Genomic DNA, 18,281 nt, shown 5'->3' with positions numbered 1-18,281 from the left:
CTAGCCCCCGGAGCGAACGCTAGCCCGTCTTGATGTTGCGCCGCGCCGACGCCTGGTCACGCGGCTTGAGCACGATCTGGTCGAGGTTCACGTGCGGCGGGCGGGAAGCCACGAAGCCGATGACCTCGGCGACGTCCTCGGCGGTCAGCGGGGTGAGGCCCTCGTAGACGGCGTCGGCGCGTTGCTGATCGCCGGCGAATCGCACGAGCGAGAAGTCGGTCTCGACCATGCCCGGGGCGATCTCGGTGAGACGCACCGGCTTGCCGAGGAGTTCGCCGCGCAGGGTGCGGTGGGTGATCGCCTGAGCGTGTTTGGCCGAGGTGTAGCCGGCACCGTTGTCGTAGGCCTCCAGCGCGGCGACGGAGGTGATGGCGACGATCAGTCCGTCCCCGGACGCGATGAGCGCGGGGATGAGGGCCTTGGTGATCCGCAGGCTGCCCAGGACGTTGGTCTCCCACATCCAGCGCCAGTCGTCGAGGTTCGCGGTGGAAACCGGGTCGAGGCCCTTGGCGCCACCGGCGTTGTTCACGAGTACGTGCACGCGGTCGAGGTCCTCGACGAAGGCCGCCACCGAATCCTCGTCGGTGACGTCGAGCTGCTTGCCGGTGCCGCCGATCTCGGCGGCGAGTGCCTCGACGCGGTCGACGCGCCGCGCGCCGAGCACCACGTGGTAGCCCTGCTTCGCGAGTTGACGAGCGGTGGCGGCGCCGATCCCCGAACTCGCGCCGGTGACGACGGCGATCGGTCGCTCATCAGAGGTCTGTGCGGTGGCGTCGGTGCTGGTGTCAGGGCTCATGCGCCCACCTTACGACGCACTGCGACATCCCCGCCGACGCGTCGGTGTGCGCTCGCGCACTGCTACATTCGTCCCATGCGTGGGGGAGTGATCCCGGCGGCGCTGCAACTGACGTCCACTCCGGCGGCCGCGGTCTTGCATGCGATCCGGGTCAGCGGGCCGGTGACCCGGGATCAGCTCGCCGCGACGACGGGCCTGTCCGCGGCGACGATCAACCGCCAGGTCCATGCGCTGGCGGCACACGGCCTGATCGCCGAGCGACCCGATCTTGCGGGTCCGAAAACCATTGGCCGCCCGAAGAATCCGCTCACCATCGACCGGGACTCGCTGTGCGTCGCGGGGATGCACATCGGTGCCCGGCGCACCGTGCTGGTCATCGCCGATCTCGGTGGGCGCACGCTGCACAGTCATGTCGTACTCACCCCGTCCGGTGACCAGCAGGAGGCGATCGGGCAACTGTGCGCGCAGCTCGCCGAGCTCGCCGGCCGGTTCAGCGGACGACGTCTGCTGTGGGGCGGGGTGGCCGTCGGCGGCGCGGTCGACGTCGAGACGGGTGTGGTGGATCACCGTGTTCTCCGGTGGCATCAGCTCCCGGTGGGCGCAACCCTTGCGGCCCGCCTCGACACCCCGGTGTCGGTGTGTGAACACGTGGAGGCGATGGCCGCCGCGGAACTGTTGCTGGCCGGACCGCGGGACGGGTCCGGGACCGGCCTGTTCTTCTACGCCCGCGAGACCGCAGGTATGGCAATGACTCTCGAAGGCCGCGTACACATCCCTGAACGAGGCGCCGGGACCATTGCGCACCTACCCGTGTCCGCGCCGGTGCTGGCTCCCGGACTCACCCGCGTCCGGCTGCAGAACGTCATCGGTGACGACGCGGCGCTGGCCGCCGCGCAGCGCCTCGGCATCGATCCGGATTCGTCCCGCATCGTCGACGAACGCGCGCGGGTCCTCGGGGAGGCGGTCGCGTTGATCCGTGACGTGATCAACCCGGACACGATCGTCGTCGCCGGTGACGCGTTCTCGGCGCACCCGCGGGGCCTCGCGCCGGTACAGGCGGCCTTCGACGAGGCATCGACCATCGAGTGGTCGCTGGAGATCGCGCCGTCGAGATTCGGTGTGCACGTTCAGGAGAGCGCCGCGGTCGTGGTGGCGCTGAGTGTCATCTACGCCGATCCGATCGCCGCCGTCGCCACACTCTGAACCGCCGTCGGTTCGCGGACACCGACCGCCACGTGTGCCGAGCCGGGGGTGATCACCTACGGTGGGGGACATGACCCTGCCCCGCGATGTGTCCGCCCGGCTCGAGGTGCGCATCGACGACCCGACCGAACTCGAGATGCAGATCACGGTCGCGAAGCTGCCCGGCCTGCAGTTGCAGGAGGAACTCAAGATCGAGCTGGACGGCGAGGCCGTCGCCGCGGAGGAGCTCGTCGCCGACCACGGGTCGCGGATCCACCGGATGCAGCTCGACCGCGGACTGCTGACGATCGACTACACCGCCGAGATCCTCACTCCCGCGGACCCGCTCCCGGTGGAGAGCACCGACCGGTCGCGGTACCTGCGGCCCAGTCGGTATGCGGAGTGCGACAAGTTCTTCGGGTTCGTCGCCGGGCAGTTCGACCTGTCGCTGCCCGAGGGGGAACTCCTGGATCAGGTGGTGACCTTCGTCCAGAAACGGCTCAGCTACATTCCCGGGACGAGCGACCCCATCGACGGTGCCGTCGACACCCTGCTCGCCGGGGCCGGGGTGTGCCGGGACTACGCACACCTCGTCGTCGCACTCCTCAGAGCGCTGAACATCCCGGCCCGGCTCGTCGCCGTGTACGCCCCGGGATGCTCCCCGATGGATTTCCACGCTGTCGCGGAGGCGATCATCGACGGTCGATGGGTGGTCGTCGACGCCACGCGGCTGGCCCCCCGGCAGTCGTTCGTCCGCATCGCCACCGGACGCGACGCCGCGGACACCGCCTTCCTCGACAACCACCGCGGCACGATCACCCTCAACTCCTATGCGGTGACCGCAACGGTCCGCGGTGACCTGCCCTACGACGACGCGACGGCCCGCATCACCATCGGCTGAACCGGATCAGGCGCCGAGAACGCCTCGCCGCGCGGTGGCCACGTGATCGAGAACGGCGGCGACGTCGTCGGTGTCCCCGATCCGGAATCCGGCGGCCGTATCCCCGTCGCCGACCTTGACACCGATGTCACCGGCGTCGGGACGCAGGTGCGCGAACGCCTTCTCATCGGTCACGTCGTCGCCCAGGTAGATGACGACGTCGCAGTCGAGACGCTCCCGCAGGGTGTCGAGTGCATGTCCCTTGCTGGTTTCGATGACCGCGAGTTCGAGCACGCTCTTGCCCTCGGTGGGATGTACGCCGTCCCAGGCGCCGGGGCCGGATCGTGCGCATTCGAGTGCAGTCACGGCGTCATCCGGGTCCGCGTTGCGGACGTGCAGCACGGTGCTCGCGGGTTTGGTCTCGACCGTCGAGCCGGGGAATCGTGCTGCGATGCCGCGCAATTCGTCGATGAGCCGGACGAGCAGTGCGCGTGCCTCGTCGGTCACCTCGACCGCGAAACCGGTGTCGAACTCGCTGCCGTGACTCCCGACCAGCGTCACCGGTGCCGACAGGCCGGACAGCGCTGCGAGGACGGCGAGCTCACGACCGGAGATGACCGCGACCTCGGTGTCGGCGAGCGCAGCGGCCGCCTCCAGGGCGATGACCGACGCGGGATCGGGTACCGCGTCCTCCGGACGCGACACGATCGGCGCCACGCATCCGTCGTAGTCGGAAGCGACGAGCAGCCGCCGTGCGCGCGCCGCCTCCTCGAGGGCCTCGCGTAGCGCCGCGGGAATCCCGGTGTCGCTCATACGTTGTCGACGACCCCGTCCGACGCCTCGGCGGCCTCGGCGTCCGAGTCCACCAGGTGTACACCGCGGTTCGGTTCCAGTTCGGTCTCCGAGTTCTCGCCGAGAGTACCCAGGAAGCTGCGGGCCCATTTGTCGACGTCGTGGGCGAGTACCTGTCGGCGCAGCGCCCGCATGCGGCGTCGTCCCTCGTGTTCGCTCTGGTTCACCGCTGCCTCGATGGCGTCCTTCACTCCGTCGAGGTCATACGGGTTGGCCTGGTACGCCGACCGCAATTCGGCTGCGGCACCGGTGAACTCGCTGAGCACCAGGGCGCCGCCGAGGTCACTGCGGCAGGCCACGTACTCCTTGGCCACGAGGTTCATGCCGTCGCGCAGGGGTGTCACCAGCATTACATCGGCGGCCACGAAGAAGGCGATGAGCTCATCGCGCGGCACCGGTCGGTGGAGATACTGGACGACCGGCCGGCTCACCGTGCTGCTGTGGTTGCCGTTGATGTTGCCGACCAGTTGCTCGATTCCCGCGCGCATCCGCTTGTAGCTCTCGACGCGTTCCCGACTGGGGGTGGCGAGCTGGATCATCACCGTTTCGGACGGGTCGAGCCGTTCCTCGTCCAGCAACTCCGAGATCGCCTTGAGGCGGACGTCGATGCCCTTGGTGTAGTCGAGTCGGTCGACGCCGAGCATGATCGTTCTGGGGTTGCCCAGTTCCTTGCGGATCTCGGCGGCCCGATCACGGATCTTCTTGGTCTTCGCCAGTGCGGCGAGTTCGCCGGAGTCGATCGAGATCGGGAACGCACCCACGCGCACGGTGCGGAAGCCGGCCTGGACGACGCCGAAGCGCGACCGGACACCGACGGTGCCCTTGCTGGTGGCCTGGCCGGCCAGCCGGCGCGCGAGGAAGAGGAAGTTCTGAGCTCCACCGGGCAGGTGGAAACCGATCAGGTCGGCGCCCAGGAGGCCCTCGACGATCTCGGTGCGCCACGGCATCTGCATGAACAGTTCCACCGGCGGGAACGGGATGTGTAGGAAGAAGCCGATCTTCACGTCGGGCCGCAGCATGCGCAGCATCTTCGGGACGAGCTGCAGCTGATAGTCCTGCACCCACACGACCGCACCCTCGCCGGCCGCCTTCGACGCGGCCTCGGCGAACCGCCGGTTGACCTCGACATAGGTGTTCCACCACTCGCGGTGGTACTCGGGTTTGACGATGACGTCGTGGTAGAGCGGCCACAGTGCGCCGTTGGAGAAGCCCTCGTAGTACTCGGCGATCTCCCGGGTGGACAGCGGCACCGCGTGGATGTCGATGCCCTCGATGTCCGGGGGATTGTCGTCGGAATCGGGGATACCCGACCATCCGACCCACGCACCGGTGTTGGCTCGCAGAATCGGTTCGAGAGCGGTCACCAGGCCGCCGGGACTCCGCTTCCAGTTGACCGTGCCGTCGGGCAGGACCTCCTTGTCGACGGGCAGACGGTTGGCGACGACGACGAACTCTGCGCCGTCGTGCGGAGCAACCCGGTTGGGCCCCTCCCCGTACTCGCGGTCTCGGGCGGCGTCGTGCCCGGTTCCAGCCGGTCGCGGCGTCACCTGATCAGGCGTTCTCGCCCGGCGCGATCCCCAGCATGGCGAGCAGCATCCGGCATTCGTCGGCGTCGGTGGCGTAGGCGGCCACGACGCGACGCGCCGAATTGGCGGTCTCGTCGGCTACCGGTTCCAGTTCTTCGTCGGCGATGTCGGTGGTCTTCGCGGGCATGTGAGTCCCCTCGTAGTGCGTGCGGTGTCGCGGTGTGGCCTGGGGCCGTACGGGCTGGAGCGGCCGATGGGCGGCGCGCCCGATTCGCCATTCTACCCGGGGGATGAGGGTGCTCAGAACCGCCGCGGTGGTGGGGGCCACCGTCGGTTCTGGCGGATCGCCCGGCCCTCGCGGGCCTCGCGCTGGGCGAGGAGGCGACGCCGCAGGCTCCAGTCGGGCCGCGGGGGCAGCTGTGGCCGGCGCAGCGACCGGGCGACGAACTCACCGAGGGTGACGCCCGCGGCGAGGGCGCATCCGATGGCGAGGGCGCTCGCGATCCAGGTGAAACCGCTGAGCGTCTGTTCGCCGAGGATGCCGTACAGGCCGCGGTAGACCGCCAGACCCGGCAGGAGCGGGGTGATGCCGGCGACCGCGACGACCAGCGGCGGCGTCAGTGCGCGGCGGGCCATCAGGCCGCCGACGAGTCCGACGAATGCAGCGGCGAGACCGTTGGCGATCACCTCGCCGATCGAGGTGAAGGTCGCCGACGCCGCGACCGCGGTACCGATGAGGCCGCCGAGGAAGGCGACCCCGAGCGCGCGTGTCTCGGCATAGCTGGCCAGTGCGTAGGCGCAGGCCGCGAAGGCGCCCGCAGCCACCCGGATCGGCAGTTCCACCGCTTCGAAGCTCGTGGTCGTGGTGATCGTCGGCAGGAAGATGCCGCCCGCCTCGAGCAGCCGGATGGCCACACCGACACCGGCGATGATGCCGCCGGTCATGAGGAGGAGTTCGAAGAACCGGGCGACGCCGGTGATCGGGGCGCCGGTGATGGCGTCCTGCACCGAACCGACGAGCGACAGTCCCGAGAGCAGGACGACGATGCCAGCGGCGATGACCTGTGACGGTGCTATCTCCACACCGAGCCGGTCGGCCGCGCCGAAGACGAGGGCCGCCGGGACCACGGCGATGAATCCGCCGACGAGCTGCTGAAAGAAGACGGGCGTACCGATCCGGTTGAGGTTCCGGTTGACCACCACTATCGCGACCGTGGTGAGGAACGCCAGGGCGGCGACCAGATACTGGCCGCCGAGCAGGACGGAGATCCCCGAAGCCATCGCGCCCCACGCGACCGTCGCGACCCAGTGCGGGTACGGATGTGGAGCGGTGATGATCTCGTCGACCATCCGGTGCGCGGTCGACGGGGTGATGCCGGAGTCGCGGATGCGCCGGACGAGCCGGTCCACCTGGGCGAGCCGGGTGAAGTCCATCGAGCGGTAGTAGACCTGCTCCATCGTGGTGATCGGCGGGAGGGTGGCGCCTCGCCGGGCGCTGACGACGATCGTGTTGTAGGTGACGTCGACGTCGACGTCATCGAGGCCGTAAACGCCTGCGACGAACTTGATCTGGGTCTGGGTGTCGATCGCGCCGGTGCCCGAGTCGAGCAGGACGGCGCCGATCTTGGTGGCGAGGTCGAGCACCTCGGTGATCGCCGCGACGTCGAACGGTTCGATAGGTTTGCGCGGCGACACCATGATGCTGCCGGGTTCGATCGTGTCGATCGTCGCCTGCCGGGTACCGGTGAGTCGACGAAGCGCGCGGCCGAGCTGTTCGCGCACGCATGTCTCCTTGGATCGGTCGAACGTTCGCGGTCGGTGGGGAGTCGTCGATCGTCGCCGACTGCCGCTTCGATCTTGACACCGAATCGATCTCGTCTGCGAACCACCGGGACACGGCGGAACTCACGCAGGGCCGCGAGCCCGCCGCGGCACTCTAGGATCGTGGCATGTCCTCAGTGCAGATCAACGGTGCCCGTGACGGTCACACCCGAAGTGCGACAGTGGCCCCCGGCAGTCTCGTCTTCACCGCGGGTGCCGCACCCATCGACGAGGACGGCGCCACCGTCGCCCCGGGCAACGTCAGCGAACAGGCCCGGAGGTGCATGGCGAACCTGGAGACGGCACTCGCCGAGGCGGGTGCGTCGCTGGCCGACGTGGCCAAGGTCACCGTCTTCGTCGCCGAACACCTACAAGCCGACCTGGTGGTCGCGTGGGATGCGGTGACCGCGGCCTTCGGTGACCACAAGCCGGCCGGCAGCCTGCTGGGTGTCTCGGTACTGGCCTACGACGACCAGTTGGTGGAGATCGAGGCGGTCGCCGCGATCCCGGCCTGACCGGGTCCGCTGGGTCGGGCGCGGGCGCGGTGGATATACTCGCGCACGCACGCCTCCTTAGCTCAGTGGTAGAGCACTCGCCTTGTAAGCGAGCGGTCGTCAGTTCAATCCTGACAGGGGGCTCCACGAGGTGGCGGGCTCGAACGCCCGCCACCTCTCGTGTCACCAGATGACGGCGAGACCGGCTGCGAGCAGCGACAACGCGCCCACGGTCCAGAACAGTGCACGCGGCACCGGTTCACCGGTGCGCTTCTGTCGCGCGCTGCCGATGCCGAGGATCGCACCGAGGGCGACGAGGATGACCAGCTTGATGCCGATCTTCGGGTAGTTCAGGTCGATCCCGGCGGGCCACGGCGCGGCGAGCGCGAGTCCGGTGATGAACGACAGCAGCACGCCGTAGTCCATGACGCGGGTGAACCGGAACTCGCGGGTGACCGCCTGCGAGACCCAGGTTCCGAAGGTCACCGCGAAGCCGACGATGTGCAGCAGAATTACGACGTTGCGTAGTACATCCATGGTCTGCACTTTACCCAGCCGAGGTGCGCGTTCCGGCCACCCGTGGTTCCTCTTGCAGGGCACGATGTACAGATGGAGCACGACGAACCCGGTATCTCCGCCGTAGCCGAGACGACGTCGGCGTCCCCGGCCGCGGATCCGCTTGCTCGTACCGCGCTGGGTACCTACCGCGGGGTCGCCACCGACCGCGCCGATGTCTGGCGCGGTATCCGATATGCGCGGCCGCCTCTGGACGACCTGCGATGGCGTCGTGCCCGGCCGCTGATCCCCGACGGCGACGCCGACACCGTCATCGACGCCCAGATGTTCGGCGCCGTGTGCCCGCAGGAACTCAACCCGGCCGTCCGGCTCGGACCGGACGTCGTGATGGACGAGGACTGTCTGTTCCTCAACGTGTGGACACCACCGGGGGCGTCGGAGCATGCGCACGACGCCGTCGCACTGCCGGTCATGGTCTGGCTGCACGGCGGAGCGTACGTGCTGGGTTCCGGCAGCCAGCCGTACTACGACGGCGCGGCGCTCGCCGCCACCGGCGACGTGGTGATCGTGACCCTGAACTACCGGCTCGGCGTGCTCGGGTTCGCCGACCTGTCGTCGATCGATCCCCGCTTCGAGTCGAACGTCGGCCTCAGCGACGTCCTCACGGCGCTGGCCTGGGTGCGCGACCACATCTCTGCCTTCGGCGGCGATCCGGACAAGGTGACCCTGTTCGGTGAGTCGGCGGGCGCCGGGCTCGTCACCGCGCTGTTGACGATGCCCGCGGCGGAGGGGCTGTTCGGCCGCGCGATCGCACAGAGTTCGCCGGTGACGTCGATGTACGGCGCCGACCGGGCCGCCCGCGTCGCGCAGATGCTGCTCGAGACCGTCGGTGTCGAGGACCCGGGCGACACGGCGGGGGTGGTGGAACGTCTCGAATCCCTCGACGGCGCAAGGTGTTCGACGCTGACCACGGAACTGTTCGCCAAGGTTCCCACCGAATCGCCCGGCACCATCGCCTTCGCCCCGGTGGTCGACGGCGACCTGCTGCCCGAATATCCCCTCGACGTCTACCGTGACGGTCGGGCGCTGCCCGTCCCGCTGATCATCGGGACCAACCGCGACGAGGCGAACCTCTTCAAATACATGAAGTCGCCGCTCATGCCGATCACGACCGAGGAGATCGAGCGGATGTTCGCCGGCATGCGCGAGGAATACCCCGAGGTGGTGTTGCCCGAACGCGCACAAGTGCTTTCGGCGTACTCGGGTCTGCGCCCCAAGGTCACCGGTCTCGGGGTGGCGCGCGACGTCGCGTTCCGCATGCCCACGCTGTGGCTCGCGGATGTCCATGCACATCGGGCGCCCGTCTACGTCTACCGATATGACTGGACCACCAGGATGTTCCGGTTGTTGGGTCTCGGCGCCGCCCATGCCACCGAGGTGCCCTACGTATGGGGGAATCTCGGTTCGGGTCCGCGGGACATCACGTTCCTGCTCGGCGGACGCAGACAAGGAGAAGCCGTGTCGGAGAGACTCATGCGCCGGTGGACGTCGTTCGCGCACGGTCGCGCACCCGACGCCGGCCCGCTCGGTGACGGCTGGCCGACCTACGACACCGGTCGTCGACCGGTGTTGCGCATCGACGCCGAGGACCGGGTGGTCCAGAATCTCGACGGCGACCTGTGGGAGGCGTGGGGCGAGGAAGTGCTCGGCTTCCGCTGACCATCTCAGTCGCAGTCGCCCCGGATGTCGGCGTGGGGCAGATAGGTCTCCCGCTGCGCCTCGGTCATGGGAGTCGTGCTGTCGCATACCCATTCGCGGGCGTCGGGCACCGCCAGCGTGTGCACGTAGACGTTGCCGGTGGTGTCGCCGCCGGCGATGATCTCGTCGTCCGCCGGGAGCCGGACCGGGACCTGCCAGGTCGTGGTGGTGTCGGTGGAGTTGAGCAGCGACCCCACCGACTGCCGATCGCTCAGCGTGCCGTCGTCGGCGAGCGCGAAGCTGATCAGCTCGTGCGTGGAGGTGCCCACCGCGATCCGGTTGGGCGACATGGACAGCGTGTTGGCGTACATGTCCTCATGCCGGTCGATCAGTTCGGCCTCGCCGTCGGTGTCCGTTGCCGGCAGCCGCCAGGTGGACAGATCGCGGGCGGCCACGACCAGGACCGCGCCGTCGTCGTCGAAGGCCGCTTGCGTGACGGGTGCGTCGTCGGCGATCACTGTCACCGGTTTGGTGTCCCGAGTGGTCAGGTCGTAGATGTACACGCGCTTGTCGTCGGAGGTCACCGCGAGGCGGGTGCCGTCGGGGCTGAAGGCGACGCTGCGGATGAGGTCGGCCGGACCGCGGAGGGGAGCACCGATGCGGGTCGGCGAGGTGGGGTCGCTGGTGTCCCACAGGGCGATCGTGGTGTCGGTGTCGCCGGTCGCGAGGACGTTGCCGGTGGGCGCGAACCCGACCGGGAACGAGTAGCGCGTCGCGACCGGCAATCTGGCTGCGGCACGGGGTGCGTCCGGGTTGCCGATGTCCCACAGTTCGACGAGACCGCCGTTGTTGTTGGCCGTCGCCGCGAGGGTTCCGCGTTCGTTCACCGAGACGCGCGGGTGGTCGTTGACCCGCCGCTGGACGGGAGTGCGGGAACGCAGGGACATCTCCGGGCCGTCCAGGGTCCAGACGTTGAGGGTGGTGTCCGAGCCGACGGTCGCGAGGATGCGCTGCGCCGGGTCGGTGGCCACCCCGCTGATCGTGCCGCCCCGGTCGGGGACCGAACGGTCGGGCAACGACCAGACGTCGATCGTGCCGTCGGACCGTCCGGACACGAGGCGGTCACCGGTCGGGTCGAAGGCGGCCGAGAAGGTGCGCACGGAACCCTGCTCGGAGGCGGTCTGCAGCGCCCACTGGGCCGTGGGCGAACTGCGATTCGTCGTGTTCCACACCCGGACCATGCCGTCGGCGCGTGCCGAGGCGATCTGCGAACCCGTCGGATCGAAAGTGACCGACCAGGAGCCGGCGGTGGCGGTCGGGAGTGCCGTGCTGAGCGGCCGGGGGGACATCGGCTGTGTCACGTCCCAGAGTTGGGCGTTCGGGCTGTCGCCGGTGACGGCCAGTGAGCGACTGTCCGGGCTGAAGGCGACGGCGTGCGTGATGCTGGGGAACCCGGTGATGGGTTCGCCGACGGGCGCGGGCTGCTCGCCGGTGGTCCACAGACGCACGACGCGGTCGTCCCCGCCGCTGGCGAGCAGCCGTCCGTCGGGGCTGAAGGACAGCGTTCGCGCGGCGGCACCGTGACCCCGGATCACCGCGGTCTCGCGCAGTGTCCCGGTCGGCGACACCGCGAACACCGTGATGGAACCGTCGTCGGACGAGGCGGCGAGTGTGCGCCCGTCGGCGGAGAAGCGGGCCATGTAGACGGTGCCGCGGCGCAGCGGCACCGTCACCCGCAGCACCGGCCGGGCGGGATCGGAGAGGTCCCAGACCCGGACCGAACCGTCACCGCTGGAGGTGGCCAGGAGCGGTCGGGTCGGGTGGAAGCCGGTGGAGGTGACGTAGTTGCCGAACCCGCGCAGGGTGGCCACTGCGCGGTAGCGAGGAGTGCTGTCGGTGCTCTCCCACACCCGGACCGTGCGGTCGCCGCTCGCCGAGGCGAGGTAGCGGCCCGACCGGTCGAACGCCAGGTCGTACACGGGACCGGTGTGACCGGTGATCTGTGTGGCGAGCGGGCTGGTGGCCGCGCCGCGCAGGCGCCCGGCCACCGTCGGATCGTCGGGGTAGAGCTGATGCGCGACGAGGAGGAGCCGCGCCGCCAACGACGGATTCGAGTGCTCCATGCTGTCGATGTGGGACAGCAGGGCCGCGCGTTCCGCGGCGTTTCGCTGCTGTCGCAGGTCGTGTGCCTGTCGGAAACCGATGACCGCGGTGATCGACGCCGCGATCGCAAGGACCGCGATCACCGAGACCGCGCCCACCTGCAACAGTCGGCGCCGACGCTGCGCCGCGACCGCGGAGTCGAGGAACTCGTCGTTGTCCCTGCTCAGCAGGTGGACGTAGTTGCTGCGCAGGGCTTCGCGGTGGCGCTTCGCGTCGTCGAGTCGCGAACCGGTGTAGAGGAACGAGCGGCTCCGGCCGTTGTCCACCCACGACTGGGTGTCGGCGTCGAGCTGCTGCCACCACACGTGGGTGTCGGAGTCGTCGGCGATCCACGCGGCCAGGCGCGGCCACGCGGTCAGCACCACGTCGTGCACCAGCATCACCGACTCGGCGGACACGGTCAGCAGCCGGGCCTGCGCGAACTCGTCGATGACGGTCGAGACCTCGGGTGGGAAGCGGCTGCTGACGGTCGAGGTCGACAGCGGCACCCGCAGCGCGATCCCGGCCGGACCCACATGTACGAGGGACAACAGGACCGCGCGGGCGAGGTCGCGGTGTTCGGGGGCGATGGCCTCCCACGCGGCTTCCGCAGTGTCGGCGACCGCGCGGGCGATGCCACCGGTCGCGCGATAGCCGGAGAGGGTCATGCGGTTGCCGGACCGTCGTGCCCAGGTCGCCTGGAGGACGTGGGCCAGCAGAGGCAGCCTCCCGGCGCGGTCGCCGACCGTCGACGCCTCGTACAGGTCGGTGATCATCACATCGGCCAGGCCCGCCTCGATACGTCCACCGGCCAGCCGGACCGGGGCGGTGATGACCTCGCGGAGCTGGGTGCGCGTCATCTCCGAGACGATCACGCAGCGGTTCTGCCAGGCGTCGGCGAGGAACGGGTGTTCCACACACTGGCTGAAGAAGTCCGCGCGGACCCCCACCACCACGACGGTGTCGGCCGCGAGTTCCTCGACCTCGCGCATCGTGGCCGATCGCAGCTCGTCGGCAAGGGAGAAGACGTTCTCGAACTGGTCGATGACGATGACCGCGTCGGTCTCACCGTCGACAGGCGGCGCGATGGTGAGCCCGTCCGGGGTGACCTCCGCGAGACGTGGTGTCGAGATCCGCGGGTCGCGGGCCAGTCCGGCACGCAGCAGCGACGACTTGCCCGAACCCGACACCCCCGTGACGACGACGAGCCGGGAAGAGGGCGACAGCATCGAGGGCCCGGACCCGGCGGTGATGATCGTGTCGACGAGGACGCCGACGAGGTCGTCGCGGCCGAAGTACAGCTCGCTGTCGGCGGCGGTGAGAGTGGCCAGTCCGGCATAGGGTCGGGCGTGGCGGGCCGGCGGCGCGGGGGTTTCGTGCGCCTCCTGATTCAGGTGGCGGTGCCACAGTTCTCGCCACTGGGGAATCGTGAGGGCATCGGCGACACCCGCGGCCACCGCCCGGGACGTCAGCCAGACCAGGAGTGGTTCGACGGTCGCGAAGTCGCGGGGCAGATGCCGGCCGTTGCGCCAGTCGCTGATCCGCTGCGCGGAGACCTTGGCCCGGGCCGCCGATGCCCGAAGGGTGGGGCGACCCGCTTGCACGAACAGGCGCGCGAGCGCTTCACCGAAATCCACTCACCCGACTCCACGCTCCGACTGCACGATTGATCGACCGACCCATTCTGCGACAGGTGGGACGGGGGCGCCAGCGTTGGAGGCCGTGGCGACGGACACGTCGGGCCACGAGCGACCAGGTCATCTGACCTGAACACGTCCGGATCCGGATTCGCCTGTGTCCGGTCCGGATAGTCCGTTCGCGTCCTGACCTGGATGTTCGCGCCCGATTCCGAACGGCGGCTGTACTCGGTTCGCGCGGTGGGGTCTCCTTGGTGGGCGTTCCCGACCGGGGGTCGGGAGCGTAAGGATGCGTCGGTCGCAGGACACACGGAGGTGTTCTCAGGCACTGCCCGTCGGGGGCTGTGTGTCGTCCGGCCCACGCAACCGGGCGGGTGCCGGGGTACCGGGTCGATGGGGGTCGGCCGGTCTCCGGCACCCGCTTCCCCTCTTCCCGGCTCCCCCTTTTCCTCTGCTTCCTCGGCTCGGCAGATCACTAGGATCGCGGCATGCCAGTGCGACCCCGCATCACCGACGCCCAGCGCCGTTCCCGTCTGATGCGTCGCATGCATCTCGACGCCGCGTCGCGAGCACCGTCCGCCGTCGACGCCGCGAGGACGATGGTCGGCCTCCACTCGACCACGCCGTCGACGGTGTACCTGTCCGCCTGGGCGCGGGTCGACGGTCTCGCCCGCACCGACATCGACACCGCGCTGTACGGGGACCGGACCCTCGTCAGACATCTCGCGATGCGCCGAACACTCTTCGCCTTCCCCCGAGATCTTCTGGCCGAGTCGATCGGTGCGCTCGGTCCCCGCATCTCTGCCTCCGAGCGCACCAACATGCTCCGCGATCTCCGGCGCACTCCCGAGGTCGACCCGGAGGGCTGGATCGAGACCGCGCGGGATGCGGTCCTCGCCGAGCTCGCGGGCGGCGAGTCCCTGACGTCCACCGAACTCCGCGGCCGACTGCCCGCCCTGGACGGGTCGATCATCTTCGGCGAGGGCAAGTCGTGGGCCGGTAAGAGTCATTTCGGGCCGCGGGTGCTCAACATGCTCGACGCCTCGGGCGACATCGTCCGTGGACCCAACCGCCTCGACTGGCATCTGTCCCGCCCTGCGTGGACGTCGATGAAGGTGTGGCTCGGCGAGACCCCGGACGTGCCGAGTGTGCACGACGGGCACAAAGCGCTCATCGAACGCTGGCTGCGCACGTACGGCCCGGGCACCGAGACCGACATCGTGTGGTGGCTGGGTTCCACCAAGACCGCGGTGCGTGTCGCGCTCGCCGACCTCGGCACGGTAGAGGTCGACCTGGATGGCGGCGGCGTCGGCCATGTGTTGCCCGACGACCTTCCCGGCGACAGCGACAACGAGGACGGGGACGGGGACGCCGAGGACTGCGAACCGCAGGCGGTGCTGCTGCCCGAACTCGATCCCACGACGATGGGCTTCAAGGAGCGCGATTTCTACCTCGGCGATCACGGACCCGCGGTCTTCGACTCGGTGGGCAACGGCGGCCAGACCGCGTGGTGGGCCGGCGGATCGTCGGCGGCTGGTATCGCCGGGATGACAACTCGATCGCGATCCACCCGCTCGAACCCCTGCCGGCCGAGGCCCGGAGGAAACTCGACGCGCGGGCCGCGGAGCTGGCGGCGTGGCTCGGCGAGGCACCCATGAAGATCGGGTACGCCGCGCCGTACATGCGGCAGCGATGAGTTGAGCTCCGCGCCGTGGTCTGCCTCTGCGGGACCATCCGCATCGATCGAAAGGGCACCGCGATGAGCGATCAACTTCCACCCGTGGCCGACCACGACACCTGGACCGCCGCGCTGGCGGAACTGCGCGCCAGGGAGAAGGCGGCCACCCGCGAACTGGACGCGATCGCCGCGCAGCGCCGTCGCCTGCCGATGGTCGAGATGCCGGACTACACCCTGACCGGACCCGACGGGCCGATCCGTCTCGTCGACGTCTTCGACGGGAGGTCGCGGCTGATCGTCTACAACCACATGTGGAATCCCGGCGCGACCTACCAGTGCCCCGGATGCACCGGGTACACGACGCAGTTCAGCCGACTCGACTTCCTCGCCGACTACGACGCCCGGTTCGTGATCATCACCCACGGTCCGATCGAAGAAGTACTGGCCTACAAGAAGCGCGTCGGCAACCGCATGGACTGGTACTCCTCGGCAGGGACGACCTTCTCCGCCGACGTCGACGCCGCTCCGGGTGAGGGTTTCGCGATCAACGTCTTCCTACGAGACGGCGACACGGTGTACCGCACCTGGCACACCGCGGGTCGTGGGACCGAACAGCTCGGGTTCACGTTCGGCCTTCTCGACGTGCTGCCGTGGGGGCGCCAGGAGGAGTGGCAGGACTCGCCCGCCGGGTGGCCCCAGGTTCCCACCTACTCCCGGTGGCGCGACTCCGAGGCCATCGCTGCTGCTTACGGCGACCCCACAGTCTGAGGGGCGCCGATGAAGCCGCAGGTCAGGGCTCACAGGAACCTCCCAGTGTCCGGCCAGTGAGGCCCCAGGCGACTTTGGAACAGTAGACGTGTGACCAGACCGGCCGAGAACGACGCAGCGCGCGGCGCGAAGGTCCTCGTCGTCGACGACGAGGAGAACATCCGTCAGCTGCTGTCGGTGTCGCTGAAGTTCCAGGGATACGACGTCGAGACCGCCGCCGACGGACCGGCGGCGATCGACCGATGTCGCAGCAGGAAACCCGACATCCTGATCCTCGACGTCATGATGCCGGGCATGGACGGTTTCGGTCTGTTGCGTCGTCTCCGCGCGGACGGGATAGAGGCCCCCGCCTTGTTCCTGTCGGCTCGGGACTCGGTCGAGGACAAGGTCAACGGGCTGACGATCGGCGGCGACGACTACGTCACCAAGCCGTTCAGCCTCGAGGAGGTCGTCGCCCGATTGCAGGTGCTCCTGCGTCGCAGCGGATTCGGCGAGGAGCAGCAGGCCTCGTCGCGGATCACCTTCGCCGACATCGAGCTCGACGACGAGACCCACGAGGTCTTCAAGGCGGGCAAACCGGTCCAGCTCTCGCCGACCGAGTTCACTCTGCTGCGGTACTTCATGGTCAACGCGGGGACGGTGCTGTCCAAACCGCGCATCCTCGATCATGTCTGGAACTACGACTTCGGCGGTGAGGTGAACGTCGTCGAGTCCTATGTCTCCTACCTGCGTCGCAAACTCGACAACGGCGAGAAGCGTCTCATCCACACCCTGCGCGGTGTCGGCTATGTGATGCGCGAGCCGCGCGGCTGATGTCCGCGCCGGTTCCGACGCCGCAGCCGCGCAAGCGCGGTGTGCCACTGCGGTTCTCTCTGGTCGCACTCACGCTCGCCCTGGTGGTCGTCGGGCTGTTGGCCTCCGGGGTGGCGGTCACCTCGTCGATGCGCCAGGACCTCATCTCCCGCGCCGACGAAGGACTGGTCAACGCCACCCGCACCTGGGCCGAGCCGCGATCTCCGGCCGACGAACCGCGCTCCGGCCCGCCGGGGCCTCGTCGTCCGCCGTCGCCGTACTACGTGGAGTCGATTCTCCGCGGGCCGGACGGTATCTCGGCGGTCAGCGTCTACAACCAGTTCGACCACGCCCCGGATCTCGACCGGCTCACCGGCGACAACGCCGGTCCGGTGACCGTCGGATCGGTGGATCCGCACGGTCCCCAGTGGCGGGTGATCAAGCGCAGCAACCGGTTCGGTACGTCGATCGTGGCCACGCCGATGTCGGACATCGATGCCACCGTGAGCCGGCTGATCTGGCTGCAGTCCGCCATCGGCGCCGTGGTCGTGGTGCTCATCGGCGTGCTCAGTTATCTGTTGGTGCGGACCAGTCTTCGTCCCCTGCGCAGGGTCGAGGAGACAGCTCAGGCGATCGCCGAGGGCGACCTCACGCGCCGAGTTCCGCTGGCCGCACCCAACACCGAGGTCGGCAGTCTGTCGGATTCGCTGAACACGATGCTCGGCCAGATCCAGCAGGCCTTCGTCACCACTGCGGCGTCCGAGCGGCAGGCCCGTGCCTCCGAAGAGGAGATGCGACGCTTCATCGCCGACGCCAGCCACGAGCTGCGCACGCCGCTGACCTCCATCAAGGGATTCGCCGAACTCTATTCGCAGGGCGGTGTTCCCGATGTCACGGATGCCATGCGGCGCATCGACGACGAGGCGGGCCGGATGAACCTGCTCGTCGAGGACCTGCTGATGCTGGCTCGTCTCGACGCGCAGCGTCCCCTCGCCACGGCACCGGTCGACCTGTTGAGCCTGGCCGCTGACGCCGTGCAGTCCGCACGGGTGGCCGCCCCGGATCGGAACATCCGGCTCGAGGTGACGACCGGCGACCAGCCGCCCGTCGTATCCGGCGACGCGCCGAAGCTTCTGCAGGTGCTGCGCAACCTCATCGGCAACGCGGTCAACCACACCCCGGACGACGCGTCGATCACGGTCGGGCTGGCGGTCGAGGCAGCTCCCGGCGGCGGATCGGAGGTGGTGCTGACGGTCGCCGACACCGGACCGGGACTGGCCCCGGAAGACGCTGACCACGTCTTCGAGCGGTTCTACCGTGGTGACCAGTCACGCTATCGGGGTTCGGGCGGCGGAAGCGGCCTGGGCCTGTCCATCGTCGCCGCCCTCGTGGAGGCGCACGGGGGTCGGGTCGGCGTCGAATCCACGCCCGGTGAGGGTGCGACCTTCTGGGTCCGCCTGCCGCTCCTCGCAGAATGATCTGCTCCCTGAGTAGCCCCG

14 protein-coding genes, 1 tRNA gene and 1 pseudogene are annotated in these 18,281 nt (G+C 69.2%); 9 read left to right on the top strand and 7 right to left on the bottom strand.

Annotated elements, in window-relative coordinates:
• Positions 1 to 19: 19 nt before the first annotated feature.
• Positions 20 to 796 carry an SDR family NAD(P)-dependent oxidoreductase gene (locus tag GOAMI_RS07495; protein ID WP_006435851.1) on the bottom strand — a complete coding sequence of 259 codons (777 nt, stop codon included), beginning with the start codon at positions 794 to 796 and terminating at the stop codon, positions 20 to 22.
• A 75-nt stretch (positions 797 to 871) separates the two neighbouring features.
• On the opposite strand from GOAMI_RS07495, the gene GOAMI_RS07490 reads away from it, so the two are divergent.
• Entirely contained in the window at positions 872 to 1,999 is a 1,128-nt protein-coding gene (locus tag GOAMI_RS07490) for an ROK family transcriptional regulator (RefSeq protein ID WP_006435850.1), read from the top strand.
• Positions 2,000 to 2,069: 70 nt separating this feature from the next.
• On the top strand, positions 2,070 to 2,879 hold the full coding sequence (locus tag GOAMI_RS07485; protein WP_040004645.1) for a transglutaminase-like domain-containing protein: 810 nt from the start codon (positions 2,070 to 2,072) through the stop codon (positions 2,877 to 2,879).
• Positions 2,880 to 2,885: 6 nt separating this feature from the next.
• On the opposite strand, the gene otsB is transcribed toward GOAMI_RS07485, so the two are convergent.
• From otsB to GOAMI_RS07470, 4 genes are all read right to left on the bottom strand, one after another.
• Positions 2,886 to 3,671 carry a trehalose-phosphatase gene (gene otsB, locus GOAMI_RS07480; RefSeq protein WP_006435848.1) on the bottom strand — a complete coding sequence of 262 codons (786 nt, stop codon included), beginning with the start codon at positions 3,669 to 3,671 and terminating at the stop codon, positions 2,886 to 2,888.
• Positions 3,668 to 5,257, bottom strand: a complete 1,590-nt coding sequence (locus GOAMI_RS07475; RefSeq protein ID WP_006435847.1) for an alpha,alpha-trehalose-phosphate synthase (UDP-forming) — start codon at positions 5,255 to 5,257, stop codon at positions 3,668 to 3,670. Before GOAMI_RS07475 ends, otsB begins: the two co-directional genes overlap by 4 nt.
• A gap of 4 nt (positions 5,258 to 5,261) precedes the next feature.
• Positions 5,262 to 5,423 (bottom strand): hypothetical protein, encoded by a 162-nt coding sequence (locus GOAMI_RS23185; RefSeq protein WP_005200235.1) that lies wholly within the window; start codon positions 5,421 to 5,423, stop codon positions 5,262 to 5,264.
• A 113-nt stretch (positions 5,424 to 5,536) separates the two neighbouring features.
• Complete coding sequence (locus GOAMI_RS07470; RefSeq protein ID WP_006435845.1) at positions 5,537 to 7,018, bottom strand: threonine/serine exporter family protein; 1,482 nt, start codon at positions 7,016 to 7,018, stop codon at positions 5,537 to 5,539.
• Positions 7,019 to 7,185: 167 nt separating this feature from the next.
• On the opposite strand from GOAMI_RS07470, the gene GOAMI_RS07465 reads away from it, so the two are divergent.
• Both GOAMI_RS07465 and GOAMI_RS07460 read left to right on the top strand, forming a co-directional pair.
• Complete coding sequence (locus GOAMI_RS07465) at positions 7,186 to 7,572, top strand: RidA family protein (protein WP_006435844.1); 387 nt, start codon at positions 7,186 to 7,188, stop codon at positions 7,570 to 7,572.
• Positions 7,573 to 7,623: 51 nt separating this feature from the next.
• Positions 7,624 to 7,698, top strand: a tRNA-Thr gene (locus GOAMI_RS07460).
• 36 nt (positions 7,699 to 7,734) lie between these two features.
• Here GOAMI_RS07460 and GOAMI_RS07455 read toward each other — a convergent pair.
• Positions 7,735 to 8,088, bottom strand: coding sequence for a hypothetical protein (locus GOAMI_RS07455; RefSeq protein ID WP_006435843.1), 354 nt, complete (start codon positions 8,086 to 8,088; stop codon positions 7,735 to 7,737).
• Between the two features lie 72 nt (positions 8,089 to 8,160).
• Between GOAMI_RS07455 and GOAMI_RS07450 the strand changes: the two genes are divergently transcribed.
• Positions 8,161 to 9,786 (top strand): carboxylesterase/lipase family protein, encoded by a 1,626-nt coding sequence (locus GOAMI_RS07450; protein ID WP_006435841.1) that lies wholly within the window; start codon positions 8,161 to 8,163, stop codon positions 9,784 to 9,786.
• A 5-nt stretch (positions 9,787 to 9,791) separates the two neighbouring features.
• Here the strand turns inward: GOAMI_RS07450 and GOAMI_RS07445 are convergent, their stop codons facing one another.
• A complete protein-coding gene (locus GOAMI_RS07445) occupies positions 9,792 to 13,544 on the bottom strand; it encodes a WD40 repeat domain-containing protein (RefSeq protein ID WP_006435839.1) in 3,753 nt (1,250 codons plus the stop codon).
• 488 nt (positions 13,545 to 14,032) lie between these two features.
• Here GOAMI_RS07445 and GOAMI_RS07440 point away from each other — a divergent pair.
• From GOAMI_RS07440 to GOAMI_RS07425, 4 genes and pseudogenes are all read left to right on the top strand, one after another.
• A pseudogene (locus tag GOAMI_RS07440) lies at positions 14,033 to 15,240 on the top strand (winged helix DNA-binding domain-containing protein).
• Between the two features lie 63 nt (positions 15,241 to 15,303).
• Complete coding sequence (locus GOAMI_RS07435; protein WP_024500187.1) at positions 15,304 to 15,990, top strand: DUF899 domain-containing protein; 687 nt, start codon at positions 15,304 to 15,306, stop codon at positions 15,988 to 15,990.
• 90 nt (positions 15,991 to 16,080) lie between these two features.
• Positions 16,081 to 16,803, top strand: coding sequence for a response regulator transcription factor (locus GOAMI_RS07430; protein WP_006435833.1), 723 nt, complete (start codon positions 16,081 to 16,083; stop codon positions 16,801 to 16,803).
• Complete coding sequence (locus GOAMI_RS07425; RefSeq protein WP_006435832.1) at positions 16,803 to 18,260, top strand: sensor histidine kinase; 1,458 nt, start codon at positions 16,803 to 16,805, stop codon at positions 18,258 to 18,260. The genes GOAMI_RS07430 and GOAMI_RS07425 overlap by 1 nt, the downstream gene beginning before the upstream one ends.
• The last annotated feature ends 21 nt before the right edge of the window (positions 18,261 to 18,281 follow it).

This window comes from Gordonia amicalis NBRC 100051 = JCM 11271 (genome assembly GCF_000332995.1).
Taxonomy (GTDB): Bacteria; Actinomycetota; Actinomycetes; order Mycobacteriales; family Mycobacteriaceae; genus Gordonia; species Gordonia amicalis.
This window is presented reverse-complemented; position numbering and strand designations above follow the sequence as displayed.

What these genes read in the sequence shown, in the direction of transcription:
- GOAMI_RS07495 (WP_006435851.1), bottom strand. Translation starts at nt 796, where the DNA reads ATGAGCCCTGACACCAGCACCGACGCCACCGCACAGACCTCTGATGAG.
- GOAMI_RS07490 (WP_006435850.1), top strand. Translation starts at nt 872, where the DNA reads ATGCGTGGGGGAGTGATCCCGGCGGCGCTGCAACTGACGTCCACTCCG.
- GOAMI_RS07485 (WP_040004645.1), top strand. Translation starts at nt 2,070, where the DNA reads ATGACCCTGCCCCGCGATGTGTCCGCCCGGCTCGAGGTGCGCATCGAC.
- otsB (WP_006435848.1), bottom strand. Translation starts at nt 3,671, where the DNA reads ATGAGCGACACCGGGATTCCCGCGGCGCTACGCGAGGCCCTCGAGGAG.
- GOAMI_RS23185 (WP_005200235.1), bottom strand. Translation starts at nt 5,423, where the DNA reads ATGCCCGCGAAGACCACCGACATCGCCGACGAAGAACTGGAACCGGTA.
- GOAMI_RS07465 (WP_006435844.1), top strand. Translation starts at nt 7,186, where the DNA reads ATGTCCTCAGTGCAGATCAACGGTGCCCGTGACGGTCACACCCGAAGT.
- GOAMI_RS07455 (WP_006435843.1), bottom strand. Translation starts at nt 8,088, where the DNA reads ATGGATGTACTACGCAACGTCGTAATTCTGCTGCACATCGTCGGCTTC.
- GOAMI_RS07450 (WP_006435841.1), top strand. Translation starts at nt 8,161, where the DNA reads ATGGAGCACGACGAACCCGGTATCTCCGCCGTAGCCGAGACGACGTCG.
- GOAMI_RS07435 (WP_024500187.1), top strand. Translation starts at nt 15,304, where the DNA reads ATGAGCGATCAACTTCCACCCGTGGCCGACCACGACACCTGGACCGCC.
- GOAMI_RS07425 (WP_006435832.1), top strand. Translation starts at nt 16,803, where the DNA reads ATGTCCGCGCCGGTTCCGACGCCGCAGCCGCGCAAGCGCGGTGTGCCA.